Origin of the sequence: Ciceribacter thiooxidans, from assembly GCF_014126615.1 — a bacterium.
GTDB classification, from domain to species: domain Bacteria; phylum Pseudomonadota; class Alphaproteobacteria; order Rhizobiales; family Rhizobiaceae; genus Allorhizobium; species Allorhizobium thiooxidans.
On sequence record NZ_CP059896.1, the window covers coordinates 698,599 to 712,092 of the forward strand.

Annotated in this window: 14 protein-coding genes and 1 pseudogene; 4 read left to right on the forward strand and 11 right to left on the reverse strand. The window is 64.5% G+C overall.

The genetic code is table 11. The features are described 5' to 3' along the window. Window positions 1–7: 7 nt before the first annotated feature. The 7 genes and pseudogenes from ybgF to ybgC form a co-directional block, all read right to left on the reverse strand. Window positions 8–975: pseudogene (ybgF, locus tag H4I97_RS03185) on the reverse strand (tol-pal system protein YbgF). 165 nt (window positions 976–1,140) lie between these two features. Further along, window positions 1,141–1,677, reverse strand: a complete 537-nt coding sequence (pal, locus tag H4I97_RS03190; protein WP_182306505.1) for a peptidoglycan-associated lipoprotein Pal — start codon at window positions 1,675–1,677, stop codon at window positions 1,141–1,143. Window positions 1,678–1,834: 157 nt separating this feature from the next. Beyond that, window positions 1,835–3,142 (reverse strand): Tol-Pal system beta propeller repeat protein TolB, encoded by a 1,308-nt coding sequence (tolB, locus tag H4I97_RS03195; RefSeq protein ID WP_182306506.1) that lies wholly within the window; start codon window positions 3,140–3,142, stop codon window positions 1,835–1,837. 21 nt (window positions 3,143–3,163) lie between these two features. Beyond that, window positions 3,164–4,270, reverse strand: coding sequence for a cell envelope integrity protein TolA (gene tolA, locus H4I97_RS03200; protein WP_182306507.1), 1,107 nt, complete (start codon window positions 4,268–4,270; stop codon window positions 3,164–3,166). 9 nt (window positions 4,271–4,279) lie between these two features. After that, complete coding sequence (gene tolR, locus H4I97_RS03205; protein ID WP_182306508.1) at window positions 4,280–4,738, reverse strand: protein TolR; 459 nt, start codon at window positions 4,736–4,738, stop codon at window positions 4,280–4,282. Between the two features lie 26 nt (window positions 4,739–4,764). Continuing rightward, window positions 4,765–5,484 (reverse strand): protein TolQ, encoded by a 720-nt coding sequence (gene tolQ / locus H4I97_RS03210; protein WP_182306509.1) that lies wholly within the window; start codon window positions 5,482–5,484, stop codon window positions 4,765–4,767. Between the two features lie 193 nt (window positions 5,485–5,677). Continuing rightward, complete coding sequence (gene ybgC, locus H4I97_RS03215) at window positions 5,678–6,139, reverse strand: tol-pal system-associated acyl-CoA thioesterase (RefSeq protein WP_182306510.1); 462 nt, start codon at window positions 6,137–6,139, stop codon at window positions 5,678–5,680. 122 nt (window positions 6,140–6,261) lie between these two features. Here ybgC and H4I97_RS03220 point away from each other — a divergent pair, with 122 nt between their 5' ends. From H4I97_RS03220 to H4I97_RS03230, 3 genes are read left to right on the forward strand one after another with little or no spacing between them, the layout of a single operon-like run. Then, on the forward strand, window positions 6,262–7,482 hold the full coding sequence (locus H4I97_RS03220) for an NAD-dependent epimerase/dehydratase family protein (RefSeq protein WP_182306511.1): 1,221 nt from the start codon (window positions 6,262–6,264) through the stop codon (window positions 7,480–7,482). Beyond that, a complete protein-coding gene (locus tag H4I97_RS03225; RefSeq protein ID WP_182306512.1) occupies window positions 7,479–8,351 on the forward strand; it encodes a glycosyltransferase in 873 nt (290 codons plus the stop codon). The genes H4I97_RS03220 and H4I97_RS03225 overlap by 4 nt, the downstream gene beginning before the upstream one ends. Further along, a complete protein-coding gene (locus H4I97_RS03230) occupies window positions 8,348–9,238 on the forward strand; it encodes an NAD-dependent epimerase/dehydratase family protein (RefSeq protein ID WP_182306513.1) in 891 nt (296 codons plus the stop codon). Before H4I97_RS03225 ends, H4I97_RS03230 begins: the two co-directional genes overlap by 4 nt. Before the next feature lie 21 nt (window positions 9,239–9,259). Here the strand turns inward: H4I97_RS03230 and H4I97_RS03235 are convergent, their stop codons facing one another. The 4 genes from H4I97_RS03235 to ruvC form a co-directional block, all read right to left on the reverse strand. Then, entirely contained in the window at window positions 9,260–9,826 is a 567-nt protein-coding gene (locus tag H4I97_RS03235) for a DinB family protein (protein ID WP_182306514.1), read from the reverse strand. 48 nt (window positions 9,827–9,874) lie between these two features. Continuing rightward, entirely contained in the window at window positions 9,875–10,915 is a 1,041-nt protein-coding gene (gene ruvB / locus H4I97_RS03240) for a Holliday junction branch migration DNA helicase RuvB (RefSeq protein WP_182306515.1), read from the reverse strand. Between the two features lie 133 nt (window positions 10,916–11,048). Continuing rightward, entirely contained in the window at window positions 11,049–11,666 is a 618-nt protein-coding gene (ruvA, locus tag H4I97_RS03245) for a Holliday junction branch migration protein RuvA (RefSeq protein ID WP_182306516.1), read from the reverse strand. A gap of 34 nt (window positions 11,667–11,700) precedes the next feature. Next, on the reverse strand, window positions 11,701–12,213 hold the full coding sequence (gene ruvC / locus H4I97_RS03250) for a crossover junction endodeoxyribonuclease RuvC (protein ID WP_182306517.1): 513 nt from the start codon (window positions 12,211–12,213) through the stop codon (window positions 11,701–11,703). A gap of 173 nt (window positions 12,214–12,386) precedes the next feature. Between ruvC and H4I97_RS03255 the strand changes: the two genes are divergently transcribed. Continuing rightward, the gene (locus H4I97_RS03255) at window positions 12,387–13,388 is read left to right on the forward strand and encodes an LLM class flavin-dependent oxidoreductase (protein ID WP_182307526.1); all 1,002 of its coding nucleotides are present in this window, start codon (window positions 12,387–12,389) and stop codon (window positions 13,386–13,388) included. Window positions 13,389–13,494 lie beyond the last annotated feature (106 nt).

Genomic DNA, 13,494 nt, shown 5'->3' on the forward strand with positions numbered 1-13,494 from the left:
GGCCGCGTCAGCAGCTCAGGCGTTTCTGTTCGGTCGCAACCTTGTTGACGACGGCGCGCGAAGCCTTGGGGTAACGGCGTGTTACTTCCTTGAGCGTGGCGCACGCGGTGTCTGTGTTGTCGAGGGCGGCGAGCGACATGCCGAGCTTCAGCAGCATTTCCGGCGCCTTCGGCGAGGAGCTGTAGGCCTGGTGGGCGTTCAGGAACGTCTTGGCGGACTCGTTGTACTTGCCCTGCGAGTACTGCGCTTCGCCCAGCCAGAAATGCGCATCGGCGGCTTTTCGGCTCTGCGGATAGCGGCTCAGGAAGTCGTTGAACTCGTTCTCGGCAAGACCGTAGTCGCCGGAAAGGACGTGGCCGTAAGCGACCTGGTAGACGTCGGACTCGCTGCCGAGCGAGGCGACTTCGGCACCGCCCGCGGTGGTCGGCGTGTCGACGCCGGGCAGGTTGCTGCTGCTCTTGGCGCTTGCATTGATCGAGGCGGAGACGGGCATGCCGCTCGAATCGAGCTCGATCGAGCCGAGGGTCTGTTCAGGTGTCCCGAGCTGTCCGTTCGCGCTTGCCCCGGCGGATGCCGGGGGCTCGGTGGCGATGACGCGGGCGACCTCGTCCTGCTGCGCGCCGCCCTTGACCGGGGCCTCGAGTGCCCCGCTCTTGGTCGACTTCGACTTCTCCAGTTCCTGGAAACGGAATTCGTTGTCTTCCTGGAACTTGCGGATCTGCTCCTGCATCTGCAGGAGTTGGTAGCTCATTTCCTCGACCCGCCCGTTCAAGGTGCGGATCTCTTCTTCGAGCTGGAGTACGCGGACGGAGGCGTCGTTGCTCTGGGCGAGCACGACCGGCTGCCGCGCGTTGGTGCTCGCCGGCGCCTGCACCGCCGACGGACCACCCGGCATAAGCTGCATGGAGCTCGCGGTGCCGTACAGTCCCCCAGCGAGACCGTCGCGAGCATCGCGGCCATGGCAAGTCGTTTCATGTCAAGTTCCCTGTTTCGATCTGATCCTCGCGCACGCCGGCGCGGACAGCCGATTCTTTCCAATCGCGGGTAAAAAGCAACTGAAGTTCGGCCAAAGTATGGAGAAAAGACAGAAGGCGGCCCCTTGCGGGAGCCGCCTTCGACTGTCGGTCGGAAAGCCTTTTCTCAGAGGCCGGCGCCGCCGCCGAGCACGGTGACCGCGCGGCGGTTCTGCGACCAGCAGGAGATGTCATCGCAGACGGCGACCGGACGTTCCTTGCCGTAGGAAATGGTCTTCATGCGGTTCGCCGGAACACCGCGCGAAGCGAGATAGTCGCGGGTCGTGGCGGCACGGCGGGCGCCGAGCGCGAGGTTGTATTCGCGGGTGCCGCGTTCGTCGGCATGGCCTTCGACGGTGATCGCGTATTGCGGATACTTCATCAACCACTGGGCCTGGCGGTCGAGCGTCTGCTGGGCGTCGGCACGGATCGACGAGCTATCGGTGTCGAAGAAGATGCGGTCGCCGACGTTCACGGTGAAGTCCTGCTGCGAACCCGGGGTGCCAGCACCGCCGGCGCCGAGGCCGAGGTCGGAGGCGCTGTTCGGAAGGTTCTTCTTCGAGGCGCAGCCGGCGAGGGCAAGCGTGAGGGCCAGCGCGACGATGGCGGGATTGCTCGCGAGTTTCTGCATGCGGCTCGTGGCCGGAACGTAAGTACGGCTCATTGCCGGTCTCTCCTTGAATGTCTTCGGTTAGGGTTGCCGGACTCTAACCGTTCTAGGTTAACCGGCATCGAACGAACATGGTTAACAGGGTTCTAAAGCACCGCTGAAAGCGGCTGATTTGCAGCACTTTACGGCAAGAAAGAGGCGCAATTGCGCCTCATTCGAGGAGAGGCGACCAGGCCGGGTCCGAGGCGTAGGTCGGCGTCTGGATCATCTGCTCGTTGTAGCCGGTGAGGTCGATCGAGTAGAGCTGCGGCCCGCCGGCGCCGGCGGCTTGACGGAAGAACATGATGACGCGGCCGTTCGGCGCCCAGGTCGGGCCCTCGTTGTGGAAGCCAGTGGTCAGGATGCGTTCGCCCGATCCGTCCGGCTTCATCACGCCGATCGAAAACTTGCCGCCGGACTGCTTGGTGAAGGCAATGAGGTCGCCGCGCGGCGACCAGACCGGCGTGGAATAGGAACCGTCGCCGAAGGAGATGCGGGTCTGGCCGGAGCCGTCGGCGCCCATGACGTAGAGCTGCTGGCGTCCGCCGCGGTCGCTTTCGAAGACGATCCGCCCACCGTCCGGGGAATAGGAGGGCGAGGTGTCGATCGCCGCGGTGTTGGTGAGCCGCGTCGTCGTGCGCGAGCGCAGGTCCATCGTGTAGATGTTGGCGTTGCCGTCCTGCTGCAGGCTCATGATGACCCGCTGGCCGTCGGGAGAGAAGCGCGGGCTGAAGGTCATGCCGGGGAAGTTGCCGACAACCTCGCGCTGTCCGGTTTCGAGCTGCAGGAGGTAGACGCGCGGCTGCTGGCCTTCGAAGGACATGTAGGTCACTTCCTGGCGGTTCGGCGAGAAGCGCGGCGTCAGCACGATGTCCTTGGTGTTGGTCAGCATGCGGACATTGGCGCCATCCTGATCCATGATCGCGAGCTGGCGCTTGCGGTCGGCCTTGGGGCCGCTCTCGGAAACGAAGACGACGCGGGTATCGAAATAGCCCTTCTCGCCGGTGATCCGCTCATAGATCGCATCGGCAATGATATGGGCGACACGGCGCCAGTTTTCCGGCTGGGTGAAGAACTGCTGGCCGGTCATCTGCTGGCCGGCGAAGGTGTCCCACAGGCGGAACTCGGCACGCAACCGGCCGTCACTCTCGCGGTTGATGCGGCCGACGACGAGCGCCTGGGCGTTGACGACCTTCCAGTCCTCGAAGCGCGGTGCCTTGTCCGGGTTGGAAACCTTTTCGATGAAGGCCTGGCGGTTGACCGGGGCGAACAGCCCCGAGCGTTTCAGGTCCGCCTCGATCACCTGGGATATTCGGGCGCCGATGTCGTCGCCCGACACGAAGTCGGTGATGGCGATCGGCAGGGGTTCGACATTGCCCTTGTTGATGTTGATCTCGACGAGCGCGTTCGCCGGCGTTGCGAAGGCGCCGGCAAGGCCGACGATCACCGCCAGATATCGAAGAAGATTGAGCTTCATCATTCGTTTCAGGCCTTTAGCTTTTTACATCATTTCGCTGGGGTCGAAGTTCACGATGACTTCCGACCATGCGTCGTATTTGTCGGGCGGAAGATTGGTGAAGGGCGCCGAGCGCAGGACCGCACGGCGCGCGCTCGCCATCATGACTTGCTGCGTGGAGGCTTCGCCGCCGCTGGCGGTGACTTCGGGGTCTCCGACCAGGTTGCCGGATTCATCGAGGCGGAACTTCACCCGGATGACCATGCCTTCCATTCCGGCGAGGCCGGGAATGAACGACCAGTTGTTCTGGATCACGCCCTTCAGCGCATCCATTTCGCTCTGGCTGAGCTTCGAGCCGCCGGTGGTCTTCTTGCCGCCGAATGCCGCCTTGTCCTGGGACGCCTTGGCGCCGCCGGCGGTCGGATCGTTCTTGTTCAGGAGGGCTGCGATCTCGTCGGCGTTGAAGTCGCTTTCCTTCGACGACTTGGACTTGGCCGATTCCTGATTCTTGTCGGCCTTCTTCTTATCCGGAGCCTTCGCCGTCTGGGTTTCCGCCGGCTTCTTCTCGGCGGGCTTTTCAGCGGGCTTCGGCTTCTCCGGCTTCGGCTTGGCGGCCGGCAGCGGCACGCTTTCCGGCAGCGGGATTTCCTCGGCGGCGGTTTCCTCGGGCTTGGCTTCGGGCTTTGCCTCGGGGGCGGGCTCGGGCTTCGTCTCGCTCGGCGGTTCCGCCTTGGCGATTTCGGTCGAAGGGTTGGTCGCCGTGTCTTCCTTGATGATGTCCTGGATGTCGTTGGTCACGTCATCCTGCTTGGGCTGGACCTTCTCGACCTTTTCCGGCGCGGCGGAGGATTCGGCGCTGTTCGGCTTGGCGTTCGGGGTCGGCACCGATTTCAGGTCGACCTTGTTGTCACCCAGGTTCTCGGCGTTCTCGACCGAGGCCGGCTTCTGCGTCGGAACGGGTGCGGACTTCTCGGCGACGGGCGCCTTCTTGTCGCCCTGCTGGATCTGGGTGATCTCCTCGATCGGCACGATGTCGACCGGCAGCGCCTCGACGTCGGCGACGTCGAAGGACTGAGGCGCGCTGATCGTGACCAGCGCCATGATGAGCGCCAGCACATGCAGGACGGCCGATGTGATGAGACTGCCTTTCATAGCGTCCGATCACTTTTCCTGTTCTTGCAGCGTCACGAGGCCGATGTTCTTGTAACCGGCCGCGGAAATGCGGGCCATGACCTTCATCACGGTGCCGTAGGCGGCGGTGGTGTCACCGCGCACGTAGATGCGTTCGTTATAGCCGGTGGTGGCGATTGCCTGCAGCTTGGCGACGACCTCGTCGATGGCGATCGGGGTTTCCTGCAGGAAGACCTCGCCCGCCGGATTGACCGAGATGGTGATCGGCTGGGTGTCGGCGTTCATCGCCTTCGCCTGCGTTTCCGGCAGGTCGATCGGCACGCCGACCGTCATCATCGGCGCGGCCACCATGAAGATGATCAGCAGCACGAGCATGACGTCGACGAGCGGCGTCACGTTGATCTCGCTCATCGGCTTCCTCTTGCCGCCGCCACGACGCGAGCCGCGGCGACCGCCGCCACCGCCATTCGATCCAACAGACATTGCCATCGGTCAGTCTCCGTAACCGGCCGCCCTTACTGGGCGGCCTGACGCGGTTGCAGCTTCTCGTCGATCTGGCGCGAGAGGATGGCCGAGAATTCGTCGGCGAAACCTTCCATGCGGGCCGTCAGCTTGCCGGCGTCGCCGGAGAAGCGGTTGTAGGCGATAACCGCGGGAATAGCGGCGACGAGGCCGATCGCGGTCGCGAGCAGTGCTTCGGCGATACCCGGGGCCACGACGGCGAGATTGGTCGACTTCGATCCGGCGATCGCCTGGAAGGAGGTCATGATACCGACGACGGTGCCGAAGAGGCCGACGAAGGGCGCGGCCGAGCCGATGGTGGCAAGCGAGCCGAGGCGCGCTTCCAGCTGTTCGGATTCGCGCGCGAGCGTCACGTCCATGGCGCGGTCGATACGCATCTGCAGGCCGATTGGCGAACGTGCGCCGCGCTCGAAGCTCTTCTTCCATTCCCGCATGGCGGCGACGAAGATCGCGCCGAGGCCGGTATTGCTGCGCTCGGCAAGGGTCCGGTAGAGTTCCTCGAGCGACTGGCCCGACCAGAAAACCTGCTCGAACTGGTCGAACTGCCGCCGTGCCCTCGTGTAGCTCATCGTCTTGTCGATGACGATCGCCCAGGTCCAGACCGAGGCGGCAAGCAGCCCCAGCATGACCAGTTTCACCACGAAGCCCGCCTGTATGAACAGACTCCAGAGGCTCACGTCCTGCGTCGCCGCTGCCAAATCAACTGCTTCCATCGCTTTGTAATCCCCGAAATCCAAACGCCCGGCACGAGACCGGGCGGTTCAAGATTGCTTGCCTATAAGGAGTCCGGTCGCCATCCGCTTCAAGCTCCCAGAACGCCTTGTCGCGTTCAATTTTGGTCAAACGAAGGCGTGCATCGCACAAATCTGCGTGCTGCCAGTAAGCCCCGATATGGTTAAAATATCGTTAGCGCGGCGCCTGTGCGCTCGAGGTGAGGAACTGTGTCGCCAGCCCCTCTGGCAGGCGGCGCGGCCGTCCGAGCCGGTTGACGACGGCAATCGTCACCTTGGCTGCGATCAACAGTTGCTCGCCGCGGCGGATCTCCTGCTCCAACACCATCTTCGCGCCGCCCGCCTTCACCGTCGTCGTCAAAATCTCCAGCACGTCGTCCATGCGCGCAGGGCTCTTGAAGTCGATTTCCATGCGGTGGACAACGAAAACGAGGCCCTCGTCGTCGATGCCGAGAAGCGCGCTCTGCTCCACGCCGAGGCAGCGCAGATAGTCGGTGCGGCCACGTTCGAGAAAGTGCAGATAGCGGGCGTGGTAGATGAGGCCGGAGAAGTCGGTGTCCTCGTAATAGACCCGCTGGAGCAGGCGATGGCCGGTTTCGACGAGTTCGCCGCATATGGAAATCGCTTTGTTCGTCAAATGCTTATCCTTTTGCACTCTCAATAGTTCAGGGTTTTGTGGAGCCGGACCGACGGCATTGTAGTTCTGTCACAAATGGGCATTATCAGAAATCGAGCTCAACCGGCACAGGAGTCGATACCATGCGAATAGCAGTGATGGGCGGTGATGGTTTTGTCGGCTGGCCGACGTCCTTGCATCTTTCCGATGCCGGCCATGATGTCCACATCCTCGACAATCTCTCCCGCCGCTGGATCGACACCGAACTCGGCGTGCAGTCGCTGACGCCGATGGATTCCATCCAGGAGCGCACCCGCGTCTGGCATGCCGAAACCGGGCGCCGCATCCATTTCCACCTCATAGATCTCGCCCGCGACTACGAGCTCCTGAAGAACTGGCTCGCCGAATACCGGCCGGACGCGATCATCCATTTCGCCGAGCAGCGGGCGGCGCCTTACTCCATGAAGAGCGACCGCCACAAGAACTACACCGTCAACAACAACATCAACGCGACTCACAATCTGCTGAATGCGCTGGTCGAGCTCAATCTCGACGCCCATCTCGTGCATCTCGGCACCATGGGTGTCTACGGCTATTCGACCGTCGGTGCCGCAATTCCCGAGGGCTATCTCCCGGTCGGGGTAGAGACGACCTCCGGCGAGACAGTTGCGCAGGAGATCCTCTACCCCGCCAATCCCGGCTCGATCTACCACATGACCAAGTGCCTGGATCAGCTTCTCTTCCAGTTCTACGCCAAGAACGACGGCCTCAGGATCACCGATCTCCATCAGGGCATCGTCTGGGGCACGCACACCGAGCAGACCCGCCGCCATCCGCAGCTCGTCAACCGCTTCGACTATGACGGCGACTACGGCACCGTGCTCAACCGCTTCCTGATCCAGGCGGCGATCGGCTATCCGCTGACGGTGCACGGCACCGGCGGGCAGACGCGGGCCTTCATCCACATCCAGGATTCGGCGCGCTGCATCGAAATTGCGCTCAACAACCCGCCAGCGCGCGGATCGCGGGTCGAGATCTTCAACCAGATGACCGAGACGCACCGGGTGCGTGACCTCGCCGAGATGATCGCCGGCATGACCGGTTCGGAGATCGCCTGGCTCCCCAATCCGCGCAAGGAAGCGCCGGAGAACGACCTCGTCGTCAAGAACGACAAGTTCCTCGGCCTCGGGCTCGAACCGACGACGCTTCAGGGCGGGCTGCTCGACGAGATCGTCGAGGTGGCGAAGAAGTTCGCTTACCGCGTCGATCGTTCGCGCGTTCCGGCCGTCTCGGCCTGGACGAAGGACATCGCGAAGACGATCAACCGCGATCCCGAAGGCAAGAAGCTGAAGTCCGTCTCATGATGATGGGCAGCGAAACCGTGCGGGGCATCCGCTCCGCAACGGCGGCCCGTTCGCGGGAAGCCTATGTCACGCTCGTGACCAATGCCGACTACGCCATGGGCGCCACGGCGCTCGCCCGCTCGATCCGCCTTTCCGGCAGCGGCGCCGACATCGTCGTCCTCCACACCGGCGGCGTCGGGGCGGCCGATCTCGCGCCGCTGGAAGCGTTCGACTGCCGGCTGGTCGAGGTCGAGCACCTGCCGCTCTCCGACGCCTTCAACGAGCGCCACGCTCGCGGGCGGCTGCATGCGGACGCGCCCTTCACCAAGGGGCGCAAGCCCTTCTTCCACACGCCAGTCGACAATTTCTGCAAGCTCCGGCTGTGGCAGCTCATCGACTACCGCACCTGCATCTTCATCGATGCGGATGCGATCGTTCTGAAAAACATCGACCGGCTCTTCGAATATCCGGAATTCTCCGCTGCGCCGAACGTCTACGAAAGTCTTGCGGATTTCCACCGGCTGAATTCCGGCGTCTTTGTCGCCCGGCCGTCGCTGCTCACCTTCAAGGCCATGCTGGACCGGCTCGACCAGCCGGACGTCTTCTGGCGGCGGACCGACCAGACCTTCCTCGAGGCGTTCTTTCCGGACTGGCACGGCCTGCCGGTCTTCATGAACATGCTGCAATATGTCTGGTTCAACCTGCCGGAACTCTGGGACTGGAAGGCGATTTCCGTCCTCCACTACCAGTATGAGAAGCCGTGGGAGGCCGATCACCCGAAGAGCGCCGCGCTCCGGCCGCTGATCGATCTCTGGCACGCCTATCACACCGGCGACGGCATACCCGACATCGCTGCCCTTCCCAATCCGTCGCCGGCGGTGGCCGCATGAAGGTTCTGGTGTCGGGCGGAACCGGCCTCGTCGGGCGCTATGTCGTCGAGGAACTGCTGACCGCCGGATATTCGGTCGCGGTCGCCGGCCGGCAGGCACCGCCGCCCGGTTATTTCTCCCGCCCGGTCGGCTCCCGGCCGCTTGTCCTCGATCCAGAGGCGGACCCCGCTACCGCCTTCGACGACGTTTATCATTTCGTCCATGCCGCCTTCGATCATCTTCCGGGAAAGTACCGCGGCGGGGAGGGGGATGATCCGGACGGTTTCCGGCGACGCAATCTCGACGGCACCGTGGCGCTCTTCGAGGCGGCGAAGAAGGCCGGGCTGCGACGCTGCATCTTCCTGTCGAGCCGCGCCGTCTATGACGGCTGTCGTGAGTCTCCGCCGTTCCGCGAGGACATGGTGCTTTCGCCGGAGAGCCTCTACGGCGAGGTCAAGCTGACCGCCGAACGGGCCTTGTCGGACCTCTCCGCGCCGGGATTCGCGGGCACGAGCCTCAGGCTCACCGGCGTCTACGGCGATCTCCGGCCGAACAAATGGGACAGTCTCTTCGCCGACTATCGCGCCGGCCGCCCGGTCGCCGCCCGCGCCGGCACCGAGGTGCACGGGCGCGATGTCGGCCGGGCGGTCACGCTCGTGCTGCAGGCAGACACCGCGAAGGTCGCGGGGAAGGCCTTCAACGTCTCCGACATCGTCGTTGACCGCCGCGACCTGCTTTCGCTCTATGGTGCGCTCGTCGGCTGTCCCCATCCCCTGCCGGATGCCGCCGATCATGCCGGGATCGGGGAGATGGTGACCGACCGCATCCGGGCGCTCGGCTGGCAGCCGGGCGGACGGGCGCTGTTCGAGGCGACGATCGGCAGCCTTGCCGGGCAGGACGCGGGCTGAGGTCCGGATCGGTTTTCGCCGTCAGCGCATCAGCTCCGCCTCGGTCCAGCCGAAGGCCGCCATGGCCTCCTGCCGCGCTTCCGCATCGTCGCCGACGATGAACTCGTCGAGCTGCGGCGGCTTCACGCTGGTGCCGGCGAGCATCGCATGGACCTGTCCGCGATGGTGGGTCTGGTGTTGGAAGAGGTGGCTCAGGATGTCGTCGCAGCGGTCGTGCTGCACGCGGTCGTCGCGATGGACGGCGACGATCCGCGCGAGATCGCCGGCCGTGAGCCGGTCGCAGAAATCGAGAAGCCGCCGGTCGACGGCGGCTTGCGCTTCTGCCAGCGCCGGCAGATCGAGGAACGGCTCCTCGTCCTCCCAGGCCTTCGGCCCCAGCGCCCCGCCTTCCAGCGCATCGACATAGAACCAGTCGACGACGATGATGTGGTTGAGGGTCTTGAGGATCGAGGGAAAGAAGCTGGTGCGCGCCGCCTCCAGTTCGCCCGGCCGAAGCCGCGCACAGGCCTGATGCAGCCGCCAGTTGACGAGCGCATTGTTGCGCGCGAGCTTGCGGAAGACGCGGGTGGGATCGGTCAGGTCGTCCATGGCTGCGCTCCCTTCGTAACCGACCGGTGCACCGTCGCGGACCGGCCGCTATTCATCCTCCAGCGTCAGACGGAATTGCGCGGCTTCGAGGTCCTTCGGCGGCTGCAAGCCGAGATGTTTCCAGGCGATTGCCGTCAGCACGCGGCCGCGCGGCGTGCGCTGGATGAAGCCCTGCTGGATCATGTAGGGCTCGATGATGTCCTCGATCGCGTCGCGCGGTTCTGAAAGGCCCGCCGCGATCGTCTCGATGCCGACGGGGCCGCCACCGAAATTGACAGCGATCATGTTGAGATAGCGCTTGTCGAGCTGGTCGAGACCCATATTGTCGACCAGGAGACGCGTCAGCGCCTCATCGGCGATCTCCCGCGTCACGGCTTCGGCGCGGGCGACCTCGGCAAAATCGCGCACGCGGCGCAGCAGCCGGCCGGCGATGCGCGGCGTGCCGCGGGCGCGCCTTGCGATCTCGCGCGCGCCTTCGTCAGTCATGCCGAGTCCCATCAGCCGCGCGCCGCGCCGGACGATGCTTTCGAGTTCCTCGACCGTGTAGAAGGAAAGCCGCACCGGAATGCCGAAGCGGTCGCGCAGCGGCGTCGTGAGCAGCCCGAGACGGGTGGTCGCGGCCACGAGCGTGAATTTCGAGAGATCGATCTTCACCGAGCGGGCGGCCGGGCCCTCGCCGATGATGAGGTCGAGCTGGAAATCCTCCATCGCCGGGTAGAGGATTTCTTCGACCGCCGGGTTCAGCCGGTGGATTTCGTCGATGAAGAGAACGTCGCGCTCCTCGAGATTGGTGAGCAGGGCGGCGAGATCGCCCGCCTTGGCGATGACCGGGCCGGAGGTCGAGCGGAAATTGACGCCGAGTTCCTTCGCCATGATCTGGGCGAGCGTCGTCTTGCCGAGACCGGGCGGACCGACGAAGAGTACATGGTCGAGCGCCTCGCCGCGCCCCTTCGCCGCCTCGATGAAGATCTTCAGGTTCGCCCGCGCCTCGGCCTGGCCGGTGAACTCGTCGAGCGATTGCGGGCGCAGGGTGGCGTCGATGTCCTCGCCGCGCTTGTCGGGCGTAATAAGGCGATCGGCTTCACTCATGGGGCTTCATCCGTTTCGACGGCGATAATGACAGCAGCGCCGGGGCCGCTCAATGGTCTTTGACCGGATCGGGGTCTTTGACCAGATTTGCCGCGGCCGGTAAAGCCACGGATCGCCGTTCCCCTGTCGCGTCTCACCGCGACAGCTCCTTCAGCCCCAGCCGGATGAGCTTGGCGCTGTCGGCGCCGTCGCCGGCGGTCTTCAGGGCTGCCGCGACCGCGTTTGCCGCCTGTTCGCGCGAATAGCCGAGATTGGTGAGCGCCGAGACGGCGTCGGAGACCGGGGCAGGGGCCACGCCTTCGCCGAGTTCCTGTTTGAGGCCGATCGTGCCCGCGGCCTCGCCGGCGAAGGCCGGCGCCTTGTTCTTCAGTTCGGTGACGATGCGCACCGCGACCTTCGGTCCGACGCCCGGCGCCCGCGAGACCGACGTCTTGTCCTGCAGCGCGATCGCATTGGCGAGTTCGGACGGAGTGAGGGTGGAGAGGACCGCGAGCGCCACCTTGGTGCCGACGCCCTGGACGCTTTGCAGCAGGTTGAACCACTCCCGCTCGAGCGCCGTCAGGAAGCCGAAGAGTTTCAGTTGGTCCTCCCGGACATAGGTCTCGACGAAGAGCACGGCGGCCTCGCCGGCCGAGCCGAGCTTCGACAGCGTGCGCGAGGAGCAGTGGGCGATATAGCAGACGCCGTGGACGTCGATCAGGGCGTAGTCGCTGCCGATTTCCTCAATGGTGCCTTTGAGCTTGCCGATCATGAAGTATGGTCCGTCGGGTGGTGGGTGCGAATTGTCAGCCGGTTGCGAGGACCCTGCGCATCCGCTCGCCGCCGCGATTGTGGGCGTGGCAGATGGCGATCGCCAATGCGTCTGCGGCGTCGTTGCCCTTGAACTCGGCCTTCGGCATCAGGATCTTCAGCATCATGTGGATCTGCTGCTTCTCGCCGTGGCCGACGCCGATCACCGACTTCTTCACCGCGTTGGGTGCATACTCGGAGACCGGCAGGCCGGCGCGGGCCGGAACCAGCATGGCGACGCCGCGCGCCTGGCCGAGTTTCAGCGTCGCAACGGCGTCCTTGTTGACGAAGGTCTGTTCGACGGCGGCCTCGTCGGGCTGGTAGGAATGAACGATCTCGGCGAGCCCGTCATGCAGCTGGCAGAGGCGCGAGGCGAGGTCCATGTCGCCGTCCGAAGTCACCGTGCCGGAAGCGACGAAACGCAGGCTGTTGCCGAGCGTCTCGATGACGCCCCAGCCGGTGCGCCTGAGGCCCGGATCGATACCGATGATGCGAATCGCACTTTGCATGGCTCACCCTATTCCGTCTCCCGGAGGGTTTGCCAGCAAAATGTGAACAAAACAAAAACATTCAACAACAAGGGATCGTGATCGATGCCGCGCCGGCCCCGGGGTGGCAATCGCGATTTGCCTTTCTAAATAGAGTTCTCCGACCAAGAGACCAGATGACGCAGGGGCTGCCGATGGTACCGTTTTCGATCCTCGACCTTTCACCGGTTGCCGAAGGACACACCGTCGGCGAGGCGTTGGAAGCGTCGCGGCGGATGGCGCAGAAGGCGGAGACCTGCGGCTACAACCGCTTCTGGCTCGCCGAGCATCACGGCATGCCGGGGATCGCCAGTGCCGCCACATCGATCGTGATCGCCCATGTCGGGGCGGCGACCTCCCGCATCCGCATCGGCTCGGGTGGCGTCATGCTGCCCAATCACTCGCCGCTCGTGATCGCCGAGCAGTTCGGCACGCTGGAGGCGCTCTTTCCCGGCCGCGTCGATCTCGGCCTCGGGCGGGCGCCCGGCACCGACATGCGCACGGCGCGGGCCCTCCGCCGCAATCTCGAAGCCTCCGCCGAGAGCTTTCCGCGCGACATCATCGACCTGCAGCGGCTGCTGGGTCCCCGGCAGGAGGAGCAGACGGTGATTGCGGTCCCCGGCAACGGCAGCAACGTGCCGCTCTGGCTCCTCGGGTCGAGCCTCTACAGCGCCCACCTCGCCGCCGCGCTCGGCCTGCCTTATGCCTTCGCCTCGCATTTCGCCCCGGACCAGCTGATGGAGGCGATTGCGATCTACCGCGAGCGCTTCGAACCGTCGGAACAGTTGTCGAAGCCCTATGTCATGGTCGGCGTCATGGCGGTTGCGGCGGAGAGCGATGCGGAGGCGCAGCACCTCTTCACCTCGGCGCAACAGCAATTCGTCAATCTGCGGCGCAATGTCCGCCGACCGTTCCCCCGTCCGGTCGAAACGATGGACGGGCTCTGGTCCGACGTCGAGCGTATGGGCGTCGAGCATACGCTGCGCTTCGCGATGGTCGGCGCGGCGTCGACGGTGGAAGAAAAGCTCTCCGGCTTCCTCGAAGAGACGGGGGCGGACGAGCTCATCATCTCCACGCCTGTGCACGACGTCGAGGCCCGGCTGCAGTCGATCGAGATTTTCAGTAGCTTCTCAGGGGTCATGAAACCTGCACATTGAGCCGGGCCCTGGCGCAAGATTTCTTGTCTCGGAGGGTATTTTCATCGGCTTTTCAGCGCTTCTGCGAGATATTGCCCCCTAAATTAACCGGCGTTTAAGTAAAGCT

What these genes read in the sequence shown, in the direction of transcription:
- H4I97_RS03220 (WP_182306511.1), top strand. Translation starts at nt 6,262, where the DNA reads ATGCGAATAGCAGTGATGGGCGGTGATGGTTTTGTCGGCTGGCCGACG.
- pal (WP_182306505.1), bottom strand. Translation starts at nt 1,677, where the DNA reads ATGAGCCGTACTTACGTTCCGGCCACGAGCCGCATGCAGAAACTCGCG.
- H4I97_RS03255 (WP_182307526.1), top strand. Translation starts at nt 12,387, where the DNA reads ATGGTACCGTTTTCGATCCTCGACCTTTCACCGGTTGCCGAAGGACAC.
- ruvB (WP_182306515.1), bottom strand. Translation starts at nt 10,915, where the DNA reads ATGAGTGAAGCCGATCGCCTTATTACGCCCGACAAGCGCGGCGAGGAC.
- tolB (WP_182306506.1), bottom strand. Translation starts at nt 3,142, where the DNA reads ATGATGAAGCTCAATCTTCTTCGATATCTGGCGGTGATCGTCGGCCTT.
- H4I97_RS03235 (WP_182306514.1), bottom strand. Translation starts at nt 9,826, where the DNA reads ATGGACGACCTGACCGATCCCACCCGCGTCTTCCGCAAGCTCGCGCGC.
- tolA (WP_182306507.1), bottom strand. Translation starts at nt 4,270, where the DNA reads ATGAAAGGCAGTCTCATCACATCGGCCGTCCTGCATGTGCTGGCGCTC.
- H4I97_RS03230 (WP_182306513.1), top strand. Translation starts at nt 8,348, where the DNA reads ATGAAGGTTCTGGTGTCGGGCGGAACCGGCCTCGTCGGGCGCTATGTC.
- H4I97_RS03225 (WP_182306512.1), top strand. Translation starts at nt 7,479, where the DNA reads ATGATGATGGGCAGCGAAACCGTGCGGGGCATCCGCTCCGCAACGGCG.
- ruvA (WP_182306516.1), bottom strand. Translation starts at nt 11,666, where the DNA reads ATGATCGGCAAGCTCAAAGGCACCATTGAGGAAATCGGCAGCGACTAC.
- tolQ (WP_182306509.1), bottom strand. Translation starts at nt 5,484, where the DNA reads ATGGAAGCAGTTGATTTGGCAGCGGCGACGCAGGACGTGAGCCTCTGG.
- ruvC (WP_182306517.1), bottom strand. Translation starts at nt 12,213, where the DNA reads ATGCAAAGTGCGATTCGCATCATCGGTATCGATCCGGGCCTCAGGCGC.
- tolR (WP_182306508.1), bottom strand. Translation starts at nt 4,738, where the DNA reads ATGGCAATGTCTGTTGGATCGAATGGCGGTGGCGGCGGTCGCCGCGGC.